The organism is Saccharothrix sabaoui (genome assembly GCF_051756985.1).
Taxonomy (GTDB): domain Bacteria; phylum Actinomycetota; class Actinomycetes; order Mycobacteriales; family Pseudonocardiaceae; genus Actinosynnema.
Genome location: NZ_JBPKJK010000086.1, coordinates 1 through 17651 on the forward strand (window position 1 = coordinate 1; position 17651 = coordinate 17651).

The window sequence follows — 17651 nt, forward strand, 5'->3', positions numbered from 1 at the left end:
CGGCGGATCGCCGCGTGGATGGGACGGGCGAGGTGCGCCCGAGGCCGTGGGGCGCCGTGCAGAGCGTCCCGAGAGCCCTATGGAGAGGCGAAGCAAGGGCGGGGCACTTGCCCGTGCTGATCAGTTCACTTCACGTCGCGTGTTCACTCCGGTGGATCATTCGATCGGGTGACGACTCGGGTGCAGGTGGTCGCCGGTGGCGTTTCGGATCACGCTGACCGGGGATCAGGCAGCCCAGGTGTGGACCTGCGGCGTCCTCAGGGATGCCCAATGGTGTGGCTACCGCTGTACCTCGTCGAGCTGCGTGAACGAGTTCTGCGACTGGTGCTGGTGGTTCGCGGATCTCGGTGCAGGATCAGTCAGCAGCTTTCGCGCGCCAGCCGGCGAGTCCGCCGTCAACGGCACCACACCCACCCGCACCGGCCACGTCCCGAACCCCGACACGCCCGCGTCCTGCCGAACCCCCGGCACGACGGGGTCGTCCGTCCCCGCGGTTCCGCCCGTCGCCACGCCCACCTCATCCCGATCCGCCGGTTCGACGGACCACCGGGGAACACCACCACGTCCCACCACCGGCGCGCACCGCACAACTACGGCCGGACACCCACCACCCGGCACCACGTGCCCCGGGGTTAGCTTGGGCGCCGTGCACCGCGGTTGCGCCCGTGGTGGCGTTCGCTGACGGCCAGGCGCGTTCACGGGAGACCGATGTACCTCGTTGAGCTGTGTGAACGGGCGTCCCGCCCCCTCCTCCGGAGAGCGGCACGATGACCCTGCCGCCCATCGACCCGGCCCTGGGCCTCGAACTCGTCGCGCGCCGCACCCTGCGCGCGCGGGAAGCGGCGTCCGTGAGCGTCGTGGTCCCCGCGCACGACGAGGCGGCGACGATCGCCGACGTCGTGTCCGAGTCCCTCCGGGGGCTGGCCGCGCTCGGCGTGCCGGGGCAGGTGGTCGTCAGCGCCAGCGGGTGCGCGGACGACACGGCCGAGCTCGCCGCGGCGGCCGGCGCGACGGTGGTGGAGACGGGGCTCGGCAAGGGCGTGGCGGTGCTCGCCGGGGTCGCGGCGGCCGAGGGGGACGTGATCTGCCTGGTGGACGGCGACGTCCGCTACTACGGCGACCCGCCGCTGGTGCCGCTGCTCGTCGCGCCGATCCTGAGCGGGGTGGCCGACGCCACCGTCTCCGACCTGTACTGGCGCCCGCTCTACCCGCAGCTGTGGCTGTGCGGGTTCTTCGCCCCCCTCGCCGGGGTCCTGTTCCCCGAGCTGCTGCCCAAGGTGGGTTCCACGCCGTGGTCCGGGCAGCGCGCCGCGGTGCGCGAGCTGTGGCCCGACACCCTGCCCGACGGCTTCACCTCCGACCTGGCGCTGCTGCTGCACTGGAACGAGGAGGCGGTGCGCCTGCGCCCCGTCCTGGCCGACGACTGGACCAACCCGCAGCGGCCCAAGCCCGACCTGGTGCGGCAGGAGTTCGACCTGCTGGTGGACCACGCGGTCCGGCGGGACCGGGTCGCCGCCGACACCGCCGCGCGGCTGGGCGGGTGGTTCGACTCGGTCCACGGGCTCATGGCGGAGTACGACCCCGGGCGGCACGCCCCGCAGGAGTTCGAGGCCCGCCTGCTGGAGCGCTCGCTCGCGGAGCTGCGCGCCGTGCTGCACCCCGGTCGGGTGATTCCCTGAGCCCGCCGGTCAGGTCACCTCGGGTGATCGGGAACCGTCGGCGTACTCCTCCTCGGCGTACCTCCTGAACCCGTTCAGGTAGCCCTGGAGCCGGGCGCCCACGACCCCCGCCGCCGAGCCGATGGTCTCCAGCGCGCCGCTGGGCCGGTGGTCCAGGTGCAGTTCGAGGCGGGTGCGCCCCTCGTCCAGGGCGGTGAACGTGACCGAGCCGGTGTGGTGCGCCCCGCCGGTGGTCCGCCAGGCGATGCACTCGTCCTGCCGCCGTTCGGTGATCTCCACGTCGAACTCGCGCTGGAACCCGCCGAAGCCGGTCATCCAGTGCAGGTGGTCGGCGTCGACCTGCGTCACGTGCTCCACGCCGGGCATGAACCGGGGGAACAGCTTCGGCTCGGTCCACCGCGCGAACGCGACGGACACCGGGACGGAGACCTCGACCGACTTGTCGTAGCTGGGCACCGCGACCTCCTCCGCCTGGGTGCTGGAGGTCCAACGTCGCACGTCCCGGCGCGTTGCGCTCAACGGGTGCACGGCGATGCGCCCTGTCGGGCGCGCGGCGGGTCCGATCGGGTGCACGGCGGCGCGGTGCGGGCGGTGCGGTGGGATGTGGGGCCGGTGGAACGTGGTGCGGCGGGACGTGGTGCGGCGGGATGTGTGGCGGAGCCGACCGCACAGGGGCGCCGGCCCCCGACCTCGTCAGGTCCCGGCCCGGCGCCCCTGTCGGGTGCGGCGTGCCTGCCGGCGCTGGGAGGGCCACCGGATCGGCACGTCGAGAACCCTACCCTACGGTCGAACACACGTTCGAGTGAAGCGTCAAGGGTTAACCGTTAGTCACGGTGTCTTCCGTCGTTCACCCGATCCGGGGAGGATGCGCGAACCCGCCAACTTCCCGGAGGAAGCCTTGAGACCCACTCCGCTGCGCCTCGGACTGGCGGCGACCGCCGCCTCCGCCGTGACGCTCGCCCTCGTCGCGCCGGCCGTCGCCGCACCGAGCCCGGACGCCCTCATCGCCGAGGTCTACGGCGGCGGCGGCAACTCCGGGGCGACGCTGACGCAGGACTTCGTCGAGCTGGCCAACCGCGGTGCGAGCGCGGTCGCGGTGGACGGCTGGAGCGTCCAGTACCTGCCGGCGAGCGCGAGCGCCGCGAGCACGTGGCAGGTCACGCCGCTGACCGGGTCGATCGCGGCCGGCGGCCGGTTCCTCGTGGCCGAGTCCAAGGGCTCCGGCGGCACGGTCGAGCTGCCCGCCCCGGACGCCACCGGCACGATCGCGATGAGCGGCACCGGGGGCACCATCGCCCTCGTCGCCGGCACGACCGCGCTCACCTGCAAGACCGCCGCCGACTGCGCCGCCGACGCCCGCGTCCGCGACCTGGTCGGCTACGGCACGGCCGCCGTGGTCCGCGAGGGCACGCCGACCGGCAACCTGGGCAGCACGACGTCCGCCGCCCGCCCGGCGCTGACCGACACCGACGACAACGCCACCGACTTCGCCGTGGGCGCGCCGACGCCGGTCAACGCCGCGGGCCAGGGCCCCGGCGGCACCGAGCCGGACCCCGACCCCGAGCCGGGGCCCGGCGACAAGCGCATCCGCGACGTCCAGGGCACGACCCGCATCTCGCCGCTGGTCGGCCAGAAGGTGACCGGCGTCCCCGGCGTCGTCACGGCCACCCGCGCCACCGGCGACCGCGGCTTCTGGGTGCAGGACACCGCCCCGGACGCCGACCCGCGCACCAGCGAGGGCGTGTTCGTCTACACCGCGGGCCTGGTCCCGACCGTGGAACCGGGCGACGACGTCCTGGTCTCCGGCACGGTCGCCGAGTACCGACCGGCCGGCGACGCGGCGAGCAACAGCAACCAGACGCTCACCGAGATCACGTCCGCCACGGTCACCGTGCGGTCCAGGGGCAACGCCCTGCCGGCCCCCGAGGTGCTCAAGCCCCCGGCCGGCTACCTGCCCACCGCGGGCGGCGGCAGCGTCGAGGCGCTCCCGCTCGACCCCGCGACCTACGGCCAGGACTACTTCGAGTCCCGCGAGGGCATGTACGTCCAGGTGGACGACGCCCGCGTGGTCGGCCCCACGAACAGCTTCGGTGAGACGTGGATCACCACCCTGCCGGACCAGAACCCGACCGCGCGCGGCGGCACGATCTACCTCGGCTACGACCAGCCCAACAGCGGCCGGATCAAGGTCAAGCCCGGTGCGGCGGCCCCGACCACCAGCAACGTCGGCGACGTGTGGCGCGGCGCGACCGTCGGCAACGTCGAGTACACCAACTTCGGCGGCTACACCCTGGCCGCCAAGTCGGTCGGCGAGCACGTCCCCGGCGGCACCCAGCCGGAGAAGACCGACGCGCAGCGCGGCTACGAGATGACCGTGGCCACCTACAACGTGGAGAACCTGGCCGCCACCAACGACCAGGCGAAGTTCGACCGCCTGGCCGCCGCCGTGGTGCACAACCTGGCGAGCCCGGACGTCGTGGTGCTGGAGGAGATCCAGGACAACAACGGCGCGGTCGACGACGGCACGGTGGCCGCGGACCTGACGTTCACGAAGTTCACCGACGCCATCGCCGCCGCGGGCGGTCCGCGCTACCGGTGGCGCCAGGTCGACCCCGCGAACAAGCAGGACGGCGGCGAGCCGGGCGGCAACATCCGGGTCGCGTTCCTGTTCAACCCGGCCCGGGTGTCCTTCGTGGACCGGCCGGGCGGCGACGCGACGACCCCGGTGTCGGTCGTGAAGCAGCAGGGCCGCGCCGCGCTGTCGGTGTCGCCGGGCCGCGTCGCCCCCGCCGACCCGGCGTGGAACAGCAGCCGCAAGCCGCTGGCCGGCGAGTTCAAGTTCCGCGGCCGCACCGTGTTCGTGGTCGCGAACCACTTCAACTCCAAGGGCGGCGACCAGGCCATGCACGGCCGCTACCAGGAGCCGGTGCGCGGCTCCGAGGTGCAGCGGGCCCAGCAGGCCGCGCTGCTCAAGGGCTTCGTGGACCAGGTGAAGGCGGTCGACAAGGGCGCCAACGTCGTCCTCGCGGGTGACATCAACGACTACCAGTTCTCGCCCGCGGTGAAGACCCTCACCGCCGGCGGCCAGGTCGTCGCCCTGATGGACACCCTCCCGGCGGCCGAGCGGTACAGCTACGTGTTCGAGGGCAACTCGCAGACCCTCGACCACATCCTGATCAGCTCGAACATCACCCGGTACCGCTACGACGTGGTGCACATCAACGCCGAGTTCGCCGACCAGGCGAGCGACCACGACCCGCAGGTCGTCAAGCTGCGCCCGAGCACCGGCAACGCGAACGTCGACAAGGTCGTCTTCCTGCTGGAGGACGTCCTGGAGTGCCTGCCCCGCCCGTAGGCGACCGACGTGACGAGGCCCCCCGGACACGCCGTCCGGGGGGCCTCGTCATCGGGTCAGGCGGCCTGCGGGCGGGGCAGGTTGTGGTCGCGGCACGCCGCGTGGCCGGGGAGGCCGGCGTACGCGTCGCCCTGGAAGTAGACGGCGCTCGCCCACTTCTGGCCGCCGTCCTGGAGGCTGACCAGCAGCCAGACGTCGTTCGTGATGCCGGCGTCGGTGACGGGCTCCCCCTGGTACCAGCAGTAGGCGATGGTGGTGGTCCAGGCGGGGATGGTGCCCAGGTACGCGCACGCCGACGACGGGCACGACCTCTGGTTGACGTAGTGCCACGTGGTGACGCCGTAGGGCGCGTTCGGGTCCCACCCGTCCGCGGGCGCGGCGCTCGCGGTGGCGTTCCCGGTTGCGCTCCCGGCGAGCACGCCCGCGGCGGCCAGCGCGACGGCGGCGATCGTCTTGGCGATCCTCATGCGGTTCCTCCCAGTGATCGAGTGCGATCACTGGGTACACGCACGGGAAGTCCGCGGGGTTGCTCCGGAACGACAGGACCCCGGTCACCTGACGGTGCCGGGGTCCTGTGCGGCGGAGGATACGGGATTTGAACCCGTGAGGGGGTTAACCCAACACGATTTCCAGTCGTGCGCACTAGGCCACTATGCGAATCCTCCGCCGCCGAGTCTAACGGAGCCCACCGGCGGTCCCCAAAACGGGTGGTCGCCGGGCTGCCCGACCGCCCCGCGCCGCTGTGACGCGGGCCCGCGCGTGCATCCGTGGGCGATGTGTTCGGTTAGGCTCACCTAAGGAGGTGCAAGGTGAAGCGTGGTTTCGTGGTCGTACTGTCCGCACTGCTGCTGGCCGCCTGCGGCGGCGGTGGTGAACCGGAGGGCGGGCAGAACGCCGAGCGGGGAACGGCGGTGACCGTCGACACCCGGTTCGGTCCCGTGACGATCGACGAGCCGCCGACGCGCGTCGTGGCGCTGGGCTGGTCCGACGCGGAGGCCGCGCTCGCCCTCGGCGTGCGGCCGGTCGGCGCGAGCGACTGGCTGGCGTTCGGCGGGAACGGCGTCGGGCCGTGGGCGGACGGGTTGTACGAGGAGGCGCCGAAGCTGCTCGGCACCACCGAGATCGACTACGAGGCGGTGGCCGCGCTCCAGCCCGACCTCATCCTCAACACCCGGTCGGACAACGACGAGAAGAAGCACGAGACGCTGTCCAGGATCGCGCCCACCATCGGCGCGCCCAAGGACGTGATCCCGTACGGCACGACCTGGAAGCAGCAGGTCGAGCTGGTCGCCAAGGCGCTCGGCAAGGTGCCCGAGGGGGAGAAGGTCGTCAAGGACCTGGAGGCGAAGTTCGCCGACAGCAGGAAGTTCGACGGCAGGTCCACCGTGGTCGGCGCGTTCTTCGACGGCAAGTTCGGCGCGTACGTCTCCGGCGACTCGCGCACCGACTTCATGAAGGCCATCGGCTTCACGCCGCGCGCCGACGTCGAGGCGCTGGCGGCCGGCACGTTCTACGTGGACATCTCGGCCGAGCGGCTCGACCTGCTCAACGCCGACCTGCCCGTGCTGTTCCCCATCGGCGGCGACGCGAGCGCGCTCAAGGCCAACCCGCTGGTTCCGGCGAACGCCCTGGTCCTGGAGGACGAGGACCTGGTCAACGCCTTCTCCAGCGGGTCGTCCCTGGGCACGGCCTACGCGCTCGACAAGGCCGTGCCGCTGTTCGCGCGGGAGCTGGGCCTCTGAGGGGTCTCAGCAGAACCAGCCGTCGACGACCCAGCCGTGGGCGTTGATGTGCCCGTAGGCGAAGCCGTAGACGTAGTTCCCGGTCTTCGGTCCTTTCACGAGGAACGTCTGTCCCTTGTAGAGCGTGCCCATCCACGGGCCGTCGTTCGGCGCGGTGCGCACGTAGAGGTCCTGCGCGCACACGGTCTCGCGCTCGCCGACGGTGCCGTTGGCCGCTCGGGCGGGGGTGGCGGTCGCGACCAGCGCGACCGCCACCGCCAGCACGGCCGCTGTCCTCACCACGAGTCGTAACCCCCGATGCACTCGATCCGGAGATAACCCCAGTCGTTCGGGCCGAAGTCCATGCTCGCCGCCCACCCGTTGTAGACGGGGTGCGCGCCGGGCGTGTGGCCGATCTTGTTGCCGCGGGTCAGGGTCCGCTTGAAGCCGACGGGCCCGGACGAGTGGTCGTAGTTGCCGTAGAAGCTGGCCGTGTCGCAGACGACGACCGCGTGCCGGGGTGGGACGGGGTCGGCCGCCGCGGTGCCCGCGCCGAGGAGCAGGGCCGCGCCGGCGAGGACCAGAGCTGTCTTCATGTTCCTCCTTCACCGAGTGCAGAAGGTTCCGGTGAGGAGTTTGCCGGGCAGGGCGACGGGGCGTCCAGGGGACCGGCTACACTGACTGCGGACCTCGTGCGGCACACATCTCGCGAACCTCCCCAGGGCCGGAAGGCAGCAAGGATAAGCGGGCTCTGGTGGGTGCACGGGGTCCCCTTCTTTTGTCGGACCCTCCCGGTAAGGTCCCCGGCGTGGCGCTCGCCCTCTACCGCAAGTACCGACCGGCCACCTTCGGCGAGGTGGTCGGGCAGGAGCACGTCACCGACCCGCTGCGCATCGCGCTCCGTGCCGGGCGGGTCAACCACGCGTACCTGTTCTCCGGGCCGCGCGGCTGCGGCAAGACGTCCAGCGCCCGCATCCTCGCCCGCTCGCTGAACTGCGTGAACGGCCCCACGCCCGACCCGTGCGGCGAGTGCAACTCGTGCGTCGGCCTCGCGCCCAACGGCCCCGGCAGCGTCGACGTGGTGGAGCTGGACGCGGCCAGCCACGGCGGTGTCGACGACGCCCGCGAGCTGCGCGACAAGGCGTTCTACGCACCCGCCGAGTCCCGCTACCGGGTGTTCATCATCGACGAGGCGCACATGGTCACCACGCAGGGCTTCAACGCCCTGCTGAAGATCGTGGAGGAACCGCCCGAGCACCTGATCTTCATCTTCGCCACCACCGAGCCGGACAAGGTGCTGCCCACCATCCGCTCGCGCACGCACCACTACCCGTTCCGGTTGATCCCGCCGGGCGCGATGCGGGCCCTGCTGGAGCGCAACTGCGCGGACGAGGGCGTGACCGTCGACCCGTCGGTGTTCCCGCTGGTCATCCGCGCGGGCGGCGGGTCGGCGCGCGACACGCAGTCGGTGATGGACCAGCTGCTGTCCGGCGCGGGCCCGGAGGGCGTGCGCTACGACCGGGCCATCGCGCTGCTCGGCGTGACGGACGTGGCGCTGATCGACGAGTTCGTCGACGGCCTCGCCACCGGTGACGGCTCGGCCGTGTTCGGCACGATCGACCGGCTGGTCGACGCCGGGCACGACCCGCGCCGGTTCGCCTCCGACCTGCTCGACCGCCTGCGCGACCTCGTGCTGCTGCACGCCGTGCCGGACGCGGCGACGCGCAACCTGGTCACCGCGCCGGACGACGAGGTCGCGAAGATGCTCGCCCAGCGCGACGCGACCCGCCCGGCGACCGTGACGAGGTGGGCGGAGGTCCTGCACGCCGGCCTCACCGACATGCGCGGTTCGACCGCGCCCCGGCTGGTCCTCGAACTCGTGGCCGCGCGGATGCTGCTGCCCTCGGTCGGCGACGCCGAGTCGGGCCTGCTGCAGCGCCTGGAGCAGCTGGAGCGCCACGGCCCGCCCGCCGGCGGTGGCGCGGCCGGCGGCGCGACCAACGGTCAGCCGGTCGAGCCCCGCTTCCAGCGCCCGTCGCAACGCGCCGCGGACCCGACCCCACCCGCCCCGGCCGCCCAGCCCCCCGCCGCCCCGGCGCCCGCGGCTCAGGTACCGGCCGCCCAGGCTTCCGCAGCCCGGGCCCCCGCAGCCCCGGCCCCCGCCGTGCAAGCCCCCGTAGCCCAGGCTCCCGCCGTTCAGGGCTCCGCGGTCCCGGCAGGTCCGACGGGCACGGCGGGCCCACCCGCCCCGGCAGGCCCGCCGCCCCCGCCGCCCGTGCTGCGGTCCGCGGCGATGCAGCAGGCCCCGGCGCGTCCCGACCCCGCACCCACCCGGCCGGTCGAGGTGCCGCCCCCGCCCGCCGACCCGGCCCCGGAGGTGGCGGCTCCCGCCGCCCAGCCCGCCGGCGGCACGGGCCCGTCCGTCGGCACGGGCGCGTCCGGCGGCGTCGACGCGGCCGAGGTGCGCCGGCGCTGGTCCGAACTCCTGGGCGTGGTCCGCAACGCCAGCCGCAGCACCGAGGCGATGCTGACCAACGCCACGGTCGCCGAGGTCGACGGCACCACGATCACCCTGGCGCACACCTCCGCGCCGCTGGCCCGCCGGCTCGCCGAACCGCGCAACGCCGACGCCATCGCCACCGCGTTCGCCGAGGTCCTGGGCGGCACGTGGCAGGTGAAGTGCGTCCACGGCGACGCCCCGGCCGCGACCGCGCCCACCCGGCAGGCCCCGCCGAAGCCGCAGCGGCCCGCGCCGACCAGGCCCAGCCAGGCCCAGGCGCAGCGCGCCCCCGAGCAGCCGACCCGGCAGGCGCCACGCCCGCCGGTGGACGACGTGCCGCCGCCCCCGGAGCCGCCCGAACCCGACGACCCCCTCCCGCCGGAGCCGGTCGACGAGGAGGAGATGCTCGCCGAGGCGGCCCTGCCGTCCGAGGACCTGGGCGAGCGGCCCGACCCCGAGGCCATCGTGCTCAAGCTCCTCGCCGACGAGCTGGGTGCTCGCCCGTTGAAGGGCTGATCGACGCGACTACGCTGGTGAACGGCGGCAAACCCCGAAGAGAGGAACCCGCGGTGCAACCCGGTGGGCCCAACATGCAGCAGATCCTCCAGCAGGCGCAGAAGATGCAGCAGCAGCTCGCTGCCGCGCAGCAGGAGCTGGCCGAGGCCGAGGTCACCGGCACCGCCGGTGGCGGCCTCGTCACCGCCGTGGTGACCGGTGGCGGCGAGCTCAAGAGCCTGAACATCGACCCGAAGGCCGTCGACCCGGAGGACGTCGAGACGCTGTCCGACCTCGTCGTCGCCGCCGTGCGCGACGCGAACCGCGCCGCCCAGGAGCTGGCCGCCCAGAAGATGGGCCCGCTGGCCAGCGGCATGGGCGGGATGGACGACCTGGGCGGTCTCGGGAAGCTGTTCGGCTGATGTACGAGGGGCCGGTCCAGGACCTGATCGACGAGCTCGGCCGGTTGCCGGGCGTCGGTCCGAAGAGCGCGCAGCGCATCGCCTTCCACCTCCTCGCCGCGGAGCCCGCCGACATCGGCCGGCTCCAGGACGCGTTGCAGAAGGTCAAGGACGGCGTGGTGTTCTGCGACGTGTGCGGCAACGTCTCGGCCGAGACGACGTGCCGCATCTGCCGCGACCCGCGCCGCGACCTGACGCTGATCTGCGTGGTCGAGGAGCCGAAGGACGTGCTCGCGGTGGAGCGGACCCGTGAGTTCAAGGGCCGCTACCACGTCCTGGGCGGCGCGCTCGACCCGCTGTCGGGCGTCGGGCCGGACCAGCTGCGCATCCGGCAGCTGCTCACCCGCATCGGCACGGACGTCAACGAGATCATCATCGCCACCGACCCGAACACCGAGGGCGAGGCGACGGCGACGTACCTGGTGCGGATGCTGCGCGACTTCCCGGGGCTGACCGTCACGCGGCTGGCCTCCGGCCTGCCGATGGGCGGCGACCTGGAGTTCGCCGACGAGCTGACCCTCGGCCGGGCGCTGTCCGGCCGGCGCAGCATGTGAGGTTGATCGCGGTCGACGGGCCGTCGGGCTCGGGCAAGTCGACGGTCGCCCGCGACCTGGCGGCCGACCTCGGCGCGCACGTCGTGCCGACGGACCACTTCGCGACCTGGGCCGACCCGGTCGCCTGGTGGCCGCGCCTGCTGCACGGCGTCCTCGAACCCCTGTGGCGGGGCGAGGAGGGCCGCTACCAGCGCATGGACTGGTCGGCCGGCTGGCCCCGCCTCGGCGAGTGGGTCACCGTTCCCCGTACCCCCGTCCTCGTCCTGGAGGGCGTCTCGGCCGCCCGCCGCCGGATCGCCGCCCGCCTGGACGAGGCGATCTGGGTGGAGCACCCGGACCCGGCGACCCGCCTGGCCCGGGCCGTGGCCCGCGACGGCGAAGCGAGCCGCCGCCACCTGGAGCGCTGGCAGTCCTTCGAACGCGGCTGGTTCGCCGTGGACGACACCCCCTCCCGAGCCACCAAAACCATCCACACCTGACCCACCGCGAGTCATGCGCTCACGACCCGCGAGTCATGCCTTGACGACCCGCGAGTCATGCGCTCATGACCCTCGTGTCATGCGTTCGGCGCGGTTACCCGAGCCTGCCGGTGAGCACGAGCGCATGACACGAGGGCTCTGAGCGCATGACTCGCGGGTCGCGAGCGTTGGACTCGCGGGTCGTGAGCGCATGACTCGCGGGGTCAGGGGAGGGTGGCGGCTTCGGGGGAGCCGATCGCGGTGTACCAGTCGCGGGCCGCCTGCCAGTGGGGGCGGGCGGACGCCAGGTCGCCGGTGGCGGCCAGGGCATCGCCGGCCAGGTGGGCGGCGCGGGCGTGGACGAAGCGCTGGCCCGTGGCACGGCTCAGCTCCAGGCAGCGCAGCGCCAGGTCCAGGGCCCCGGGCACGTCGCCCTGGTCGAGCCGGACCCGGCCGAGGACGGCGAGGGCGTCCACCTCGGCCACGCGCAGCCGGTAGCGGACGGCGCTGTCCAGGGCCTGCCCGGCCGAGTAGCGGGCCTCGTCGAGCCGCCCGGCCGCGCGGTGGACGAGGGCCAGGTTGCGCCGGGCAGCGCTGGTGCCCAGCGGGTACCCGGTCTCCTCGGCCGTCCGCAGCGCCTCGGTCGTGCGGTCCACGGCCTCCTCCAGCCGCCCCAGGCCGCACAGCGCCTCGCCCAGGGCGTTCTTCGCGTCGCACAGGCCCTTGAGCAGGCCCATCTCCTCGGCGATGGCGACGGCCTCCTCGGCCTCCCGCGCCGCCTCGGTGAACCGGCCCCGCATCACGTAGGTCAGCGCCAGCCCCTCGTGCGAGAAGTGCGCGAACCGCCGCGCGCCGGCCCGCTCGTACAGCTCCCCGCACCGCTCGTACAGCTCCGCGGCGCGCTCCGGCTGCCCCAGGAACAGGTGCGCCTCGGCCAGCGCCCGGTGGCTGTCGGCCTGCGTCATCCACGCCCCGAGCCGGTTGCCGACGTCCAGCGCCCCCTCGAACGACGACACGGCCCGGTCGAGCTGCCCGAGGTGCATGTAGACGCCGCCGAGGTTCAGCTGCGCGATGCCCTCCTGCTGGAGCGCCCCGATGGACCGGGTGATCACCAGCGCCCGCTCCAGGTGGTCGGCGGCCTGCTCCAGCTCGGCGACCTCGATGTAGACCGCGCCGAGGTTCGCCAGCACGGCCGCCTCCACGGCCGGTGACGCGCCGGTGCGCTGCTGGATCGGGATGGCGCGGCGGAAGTAGTCGACGGCCACCCGGTGCTGCCCGATCACCCAGTACAGGGTGCCGAGCGAGGACAGCATCGCCACCTCGCCGACCGCGTCCTGGGTGGCCTGCGCGACGGACAGCCCGGCCTTGGCCGTCGCCAGCCACTCCGCGGGCAACCCGATCGTGTAGAAGTACCGCCGCAACGCGTCGGCGAGCTGCCACACGTCCCGGTCGGGCTGCCGGTCGGCCGCGTGCACGACCAGCGCCACGAGGTTGGCGCGTTCGGCGTCGAGCCAGGTCAGCGCCTCGCCCGAGGTGGTGAACAGGCGCGGCGTCACGCCCGCCACGACGTCGGTGCGCGGCAGCCGCAGCAGCGTCGACTTGAACGCGTCGGTCGCGTTGTCCACCGAACGGATGGACCAGTCCAGCAGCCGGCGGGTGGCCTGCGCGCTCTCCGCCGGGTCGTCCTCGAACGCGAGCCGCTCGGCCGCGTAGTCCCGCAGCAGGTCGTGGAACTGGTAGCGGCCCGGCGCGTGGTTGTCCACGAGGTTGGCCGTGGCCAGCCGGTCGAGCCGCCGCCGCGCGTCCTGCGCGGTGAGCCCGCCCAACGCCGCCGCCACGTCCGGCGTGATGTCGCCGGGCGCGAGGCTGAGCAGCCGGAACAGCGAGGCCAGCTCCGGCTTGAGCGCCGTGTACGACAGGTCGAACGCCGCGTGCACGGCCGCCCGCTCGTCGCCCTCCACGGCCAGCGCGGCCAGCCGGTTGCCCGCCCGCAGCTCCTCGACGTACGAGGCGATGGTGGTCTCCGGCCGCGACAGCAGGTTGGCCGCCGCGATCCGCAGCGCCAGCGGCAGGTGCGCGCACAGCTCGGCCAGCTCGTCGGCCGCCCCCGCCTGCGCCGCGACCACCTCCTCGCCGAGCATCCCGGCCAGCAGCGCCCGCGTCTCGGCCCGGTCCAGCACGTCGAGCCGCACGTTGGACGCCGCGTGGCTCACCGCGAGGCCGCGCAGGGTGTCGCGGCTGGTCACGAGCACCGCGCACCCCGGCGAGCCCGGCAGCAGGGGCCGGATCTGCTCGGCGTTGGCCGCGTTGTCCAGCACCAGCAGCACCTGCTGGTCGGTCAGCCGCGACCGGAACATCGCCTCCTGCTCGTCCTGGTCCAGCGGCACCGACTCGGGCGGCACGCCCTGCGCCCGCAGGAACCGCGGCAGCACGTCGACGGCGCTCAGCGGCTGGCCCTGGGCGTACCCGCGCAGGTTCACGTACAGCTGCCCGTCGGGGAAGAAGTGGCGCATCTTGTGCGCGGCGTGCACGGCCAGCGCCGTCTTGCCCACCCCGGGCGGCCCGGCGAGCGTCACCACGGGCACGCCCTGCGCGGTCCTCAGCAGCGCCTCGATCAGCTGCACGGCCTGCCCGCGGCCGACGAAGTCGCCGATGTCGGCGGGCAGCTGCGAGGGCACGACCCGGTCGCGGGCCGCGGTGGCCGCCGCCGGGCGCGGTTCGAGCGCGGGCGAGCCGCTCAGCACCTGCTGGTGCACGCGCCGCAGCTCGTCGCCCGGGTCGATGCCCAGCTGCTCGGCCAGCAGCCCGCTGACCCGGCGGTACGCGCCGAGCGCGTCGGCCTGCCGCCCCGACCGGTACAGGGCCACCATCAGCTGCGCCCACAGCCGCTCGCGCAGCGGGTGCTCGCTGGTCAGCCGGGACAGCTCGGGCACCAGCTCGGCGTGCCGGCCCAGCTCCAGGTCCACCTCGACGCGGCGCTCCTCGACGTGCAGCCGCCGCTCGCCCAGGCGCGGCACCTCGTCGCGGTGCAGCACCTCGGACGGCACGTCGACCAGCGCCGGTCCCCGCCACAGCGCCAGCGCCGCGGTGAAGATCGCCGACGCCGCCTCCAGCCCGCCCGCGGCCCGTTCCCGCTCGCCCTCCTCGACCAGCTGCTCGAACCGCATGACGTCGATCGTGCGTTCGTCGACGTCGATCAGGTACCCGTCCGGGACGGTGCGGATCGGCACGGCGGGTCCCAGCACCTGCCGCAGCCGCATCACGTAGGTCTGGAGGGTGCCGCGCGCCCGGGCGGGTGGTTCGGCGCCCCAGATGTGCTCCGCCAGCTCGTCGACCGAGACACCGGCGCCGGCGCGCATCAGCAGCGAGACCAGCAGGGACCGCTGCCGCCCCGCCCGCACCACCACCTGCTCGCCGTCGACGAGCACCCGGAGCGGCCCGAGGAGGCGGAACTCGACCACTGGGCTCACCGGCGACCTCCCGTCCACGCGCGCGCGGGTTTCCCCGTTGTCCGTTGTACAGCGTAGGAGAGCGTTTGCCCGATCATCCGTCGTCACGTTGGGTCAGCGGGTGTCGACCGCTCGTACGAGAATGCTCATTCACGTGGCCGGATCGTGACCTGCGACGACGTGGAAGGTTGCGGGGACCGGTTAGGGTCCGTGACCACACCGTGAGATCCCGGAATTTCCCTAGGGGTGTTTGATGGTTCATTCCCGAACGGCTCGGCGCCGTTGGACGGCCGCGATCGGCCTGACCGGCGTAGCCGCGCTCGCACTGTCCGCCTGCGCTCAATCCGAGCGGGACGGCGACTCCGGGGCGGGGCAGGTCGGCGGCACGCTCACCTTCGGCGCAGCAGGTGCCCCGAAGTTGTTCGACCCGTTCTACGCCACGGACGGCGAGACGTTCCGCGTCTCCCGCCAGATGTACGAGGGTCTCGTCGGCTTCAAGCCCGGCACGGCCGAGGTCGAGCCGGCCCTGGCGACCAAGTGGGAGTCGTCGACCGACGGCAGGACGTGGACGTTCACACTGAAGGAAGGTGTGAAGTTCCACGACGACACGGACTTCAACGCCGAAGCGGTGTGCTACAACTTCGACCGCTGGTACAACCAGAAGGGCGCCGGCCAGTCCGACGCCGTTTCGCAGTACTGGCTGGACAACTTCGGCGGCTTCGCGGACACCCCCGACAAGCCGTCGCTCTACAAGTCCTGCGCGGCCAAGGACGCGAAGACCGCGGTCATCGAACTGAACGAGGCCACCTCGCAGTTCCCGTCGGTCCTGGGCTTCACGTCGTTCTCGATCTCCAGCCCCGCGGCGCTCAAGCAGTACGACGCGGACAACGTCGTCGCGGCCGGTGACAGCTTCACCTACCCGGCTTACGCGAACGAGCACCCGACCGGGACCGGCCCGTTCAAGTTCTCCAAGTTCGACAAGGCGAACAACGTCGTCGAACTGGTGCGCAACGACGGCTACCACGGTGGGAAGCCGAAGCTCGACAAGGTCGTCTTCCGCATCATCCCGGACGAGACGGCGCGCAAGCAGGCGCTGGAGGCCGGCGACATCGACGGCTACGACCTGCCGAACGCGGCGGACTGGCCGGGCCTGAAGGAGAAGGGCTTCAACGTCGCGGTGCGCCCGGCGTTCAACGTCCTCTACCTGGGCATCAACCAGAAGAACAACCCGAAGCTCCAGGACCTCAAGGTCCGCCAGGCGCTCATGTACGCGATCAACCGCGAGCAGCTCGTCAAGTCGCAGCTGCCCGAGGGCGCGTCCGTCGCCACGCAGTTCATGCCGAACACGGTCGAGGGCTACAACAGCTCGATCACCGAGGTCAAGTACGACCCGGAGAAGGCCAAGTCGCTGCTCGCCGAGGCCGGCGCGTCCGACCTGACGCTGAACTTCTACTGGCCGACCGAGGTCACCCGGCCGTACATGCCGAGCCCGAAGGACCTGCAGGCCGCCATCGCCGGTGACCTGGAGAAGGCCGGCATCAAGCTGAACGTCACCTCGAAGCCGTGGAACGGCGGTTACCTGACCGACGTCGACCAGGGCATCCCGGACCTGTTCATGCTGGGCTGGACCGGTGACAACGGCACCCCGCAGAACTGGATCGGCACGTTCTTCGGCCGCACCGACAACCGCTTCAACACCGGCGCGTCCGCCTGGGGCCAGACCCTCGCCGACGAGCTGGCCGCGGCCAACTCGGAGCCCGACGAGGGCAAGCGCAAGGGCATGTACGAGGACCTGAACAAGAAGATCATGGAGGAGTACCTCCCGGCCGTCCCGGTGTCCCACTCGCCGCCGGCCCTGGTGCTGAAGTCGGACATCAAGGGCCTCGTGCCCAGTCCGCTGACCGACGAGAGGTTCGGCCCGGCCAGCAAGGGCTGAGTCCGCTCAACTCCAGATAGAGACGACGGGGTAGCTCAATGCTCCGCTACACGATCCGACGGCTGATCCAGCTGGTCGGCGTGGTGCTGGTGCTGTCCCTGCTGCTCTTCGCGTGGCTCCGCGCTCTCCCGGGAGGTCCGGTCTCGGCCCTCCTGGGGGAGCGCGCCACGCCCGAGTCGCGGGAAGCCCTCACCAAACAGCTCGGCTTGGACCAGCCGATCCTGGTCCAGTACTTCAAGTTCCTCGGACGCGCGCTGTCGGGCGACTTCGGCGTCTCGACGGGCGTGCAGCCCGGCGATTCGGCGCTCGACATCTTCATCCAGCGCTTCCCCGCCACGATCGAACTGAGCTTCTTCGCCATCGTCATCGCCATCGCCGTCGGTGTCCCGCTGGGGTACATGGCGGCCAAGCGCCGCGGCGGCTGGTTCGACAACTTCAGCGTCGCGGGCTCCCTGCTCGGCGTGGCCGTGCCGGTGTTCTTCCTGGCCTACGTGCTCAAGGACGTGCTGTCCTCGGCGCTGGGCCTGCCCACCGAGGGGCGCCAGGACGCGATCAACGCCACGCGCGTGACCGGGTTCTTCGTCCTCGACGGCGTGATCACCCAGGAGTGGGACGCGGCGCTCAACGCGCTGGAGCACCTGATCCTGCCCGCCGTCGCGCTGGCGACGATCCCGTTCGCGGTGGTCTTCCGGATCACCCGGGCCGCGGTGCTCGACGTGCTCGACGAGGACTTCGTGCGCACCGCCGAGTCCAAGGGCCTCACCTCGCCGGTGATCCGCCGCAGGCACGTGCTGCGCAACGCGATGCTCCCGGTCGTCACCACCATCGGTCTCCAGACCGGTGCGCTGCTGGCGGGCGCGGTGCTCACCGAGAAGGTGTTCTCCTTCGCCGGCGTGGGCCAGGCGCTGGCCATCGGGTTCGAGAGACGCGACTACCCGGTGCTCCTGCTGCTGATCATCATGGCCACGGTCGTGTACGTGGTGGTCAACCTGCTGGTGGACCTCTCGTACGCGCTCATCGACCCGCGGATCAGGACGAGGTAG

14 protein-coding genes, 1 tRNA gene and 1 other RNA gene are annotated in these 17651 nt (G+C 72.6%); 10 read left to right on the forward strand and 6 right to left on the reverse strand.

Annotated features, from left to right (window positions below):
- Positions 1–767: 767 nt before the first annotated feature.
- Complete coding sequence (locus tag ACR807_RS24570) at positions 768–1679, forward strand: glycosyltransferase (RefSeq protein ID WP_438923758.1); 912 nt, start codon at positions 768–770, stop codon at positions 1677–1679.
- Positions 1680–1688: 9 nt separating this feature from the next.
- On the opposite strand, the gene ACR807_RS24575 is transcribed toward ACR807_RS24570, so the two are convergent.
- Complete coding sequence (locus ACR807_RS24575) at positions 1689–2177, reverse strand: SRPBCC family protein (protein ID WP_438923759.1); 489 nt, start codon at positions 2175–2177, stop codon at positions 1689–1691.
- Between the two features lie 367 nt (positions 2178–2544).
- On the opposite strand from ACR807_RS24575, the gene ACR807_RS24580 reads away from it, so the two are divergent.
- Positions 2545–5034: a DUF8508 domain-containing protein gene (locus ACR807_RS24580; protein ID WP_438923760.1), complete on the forward strand. Its 2490-nt coding sequence runs from the start codon at positions 2545–2547 to the stop codon at positions 5032–5034.
- A gap of 56 nt (positions 5035–5090) precedes the next feature.
- On the opposite strand, the gene ACR807_RS24585 is transcribed toward ACR807_RS24580, so the two are convergent.
- Together ACR807_RS24585 and ACR807_RS24590 are read right to left on the reverse strand one after the other, a co-directional pair.
- On the reverse strand, positions 5091–5501 hold the full coding sequence (locus ACR807_RS24585; RefSeq protein ID WP_438923761.1) for a hypothetical protein: 411 nt from the start codon (positions 5499–5501) through the stop codon (positions 5091–5093).
- 113 nt (positions 5502–5614) lie between these two features.
- A tRNA-Ser gene (locus ACR807_RS24590) sits at positions 5615–5699 on the reverse strand.
- Between the two features lie 144 nt (positions 5700–5843).
- Between ACR807_RS24590 and ACR807_RS24595 the strand changes: the two genes are divergently transcribed.
- Positions 5844–6776, forward strand: a complete 933-nt coding sequence (locus tag ACR807_RS24595; protein WP_438923762.1) for an iron-siderophore ABC transporter substrate-binding protein — start codon at positions 5844–5846, stop codon at positions 6774–6776.
- A 6-nt stretch (positions 6777–6782) separates the two neighbouring features.
- Here ACR807_RS24595 and ACR807_RS24600 read toward each other — a convergent pair whose 3' ends face one another.
- Both ACR807_RS24600 and ACR807_RS24605 read right to left on the reverse strand, forming a co-directional pair.
- Entirely contained in the window at positions 6783–7058 is a 276-nt protein-coding gene (locus tag ACR807_RS24600; RefSeq protein ID WP_438923763.1) for a hypothetical protein, read from the reverse strand.
- Entirely contained in the window at positions 7052–7351 is a 300-nt protein-coding gene (locus ACR807_RS24605) for a hypothetical protein (protein ID WP_438923764.1), read from the reverse strand. Before ACR807_RS24605 ends, ACR807_RS24600 begins: the two co-directional genes overlap by 7 nt.
- A gap of 86 nt (positions 7352–7437) precedes the next feature.
- On the opposite strand from ACR807_RS24605, the gene ffs reads away from it, so the two are divergent.
- The 5 genes from ffs to ACR807_RS24630 all read left to right on the forward strand — a co-directional run bounded on the left by ffs (position 7438) and on the right by ACR807_RS24630 (position 11244).
- Positions 7438–7532, forward strand: an RNA gene (gene ffs, locus ACR807_RS24610) — signal recognition particle sRNA small type.
- A 31-nt stretch (positions 7533–7563) separates the two neighbouring features.
- Positions 7564–9771 (forward strand): DNA polymerase III subunit gamma and tau, encoded by a 2208-nt coding sequence (locus ACR807_RS24615; protein ID WP_438923765.1) that lies wholly within the window; start codon positions 7564–7566, stop codon positions 9769–9771.
- Between the two features lie 53 nt (positions 9772–9824).
- Positions 9825–10172, forward strand: coding sequence for a YbaB/EbfC family nucleoid-associated protein (locus tag ACR807_RS24620; RefSeq protein WP_438923766.1), 348 nt, complete (start codon positions 9825–9827; stop codon positions 10170–10172).
- The gene (gene recR / locus ACR807_RS24625) at positions 10172–10765 is read left to right on the forward strand and encodes a recombination mediator RecR (protein ID WP_306744319.1); all 594 of its coding nucleotides are present in this window, start codon (positions 10172–10174) and stop codon (positions 10763–10765) included. The genes ACR807_RS24620 and recR overlap by 1 nt, the downstream gene beginning before the upstream one ends.
- Positions 10762–11244 carry a uridine kinase family protein gene (locus ACR807_RS24630; protein WP_438923767.1) on the forward strand — a complete coding sequence of 161 codons (483 nt, stop codon included), beginning with the start codon at positions 10762–10764 and terminating at the stop codon, positions 11242–11244. The genes recR and ACR807_RS24630 overlap by 4 nt, the downstream gene beginning before the upstream one ends.
- 203 nt (positions 11245–11447) lie before the next feature.
- Here the strand turns inward: ACR807_RS24630 and ACR807_RS24635 are convergent, their stop codons facing one another.
- Positions 11448–14693, reverse strand: a complete 3246-nt coding sequence (locus ACR807_RS24635) for an AfsR/SARP family transcriptional regulator (protein ID WP_438923768.1) — start codon at positions 14691–14693, stop codon at positions 11448–11450.
- A gap of 232 nt (positions 14694–14925) precedes the next feature.
- Between ACR807_RS24635 and ACR807_RS24640 the strand changes: the two genes are divergently transcribed.
- Together ACR807_RS24640 and ACR807_RS24645 are read left to right on the forward strand one after the other, a co-directional pair.
- On the forward strand, positions 14926–16608 hold the full coding sequence (locus ACR807_RS24640; protein WP_438923769.1) for an ABC transporter substrate-binding protein: 1683 nt from the start codon (positions 14926–14928) through the stop codon (positions 16606–16608).
- Positions 16609–16646: 38 nt separating this feature from the next.
- Complete coding sequence (locus ACR807_RS24645) at positions 16647–17651, forward strand: ABC transporter permease (protein ID WP_438923770.1); 1005 nt, start codon at positions 16647–16649, stop codon at positions 17649–17651.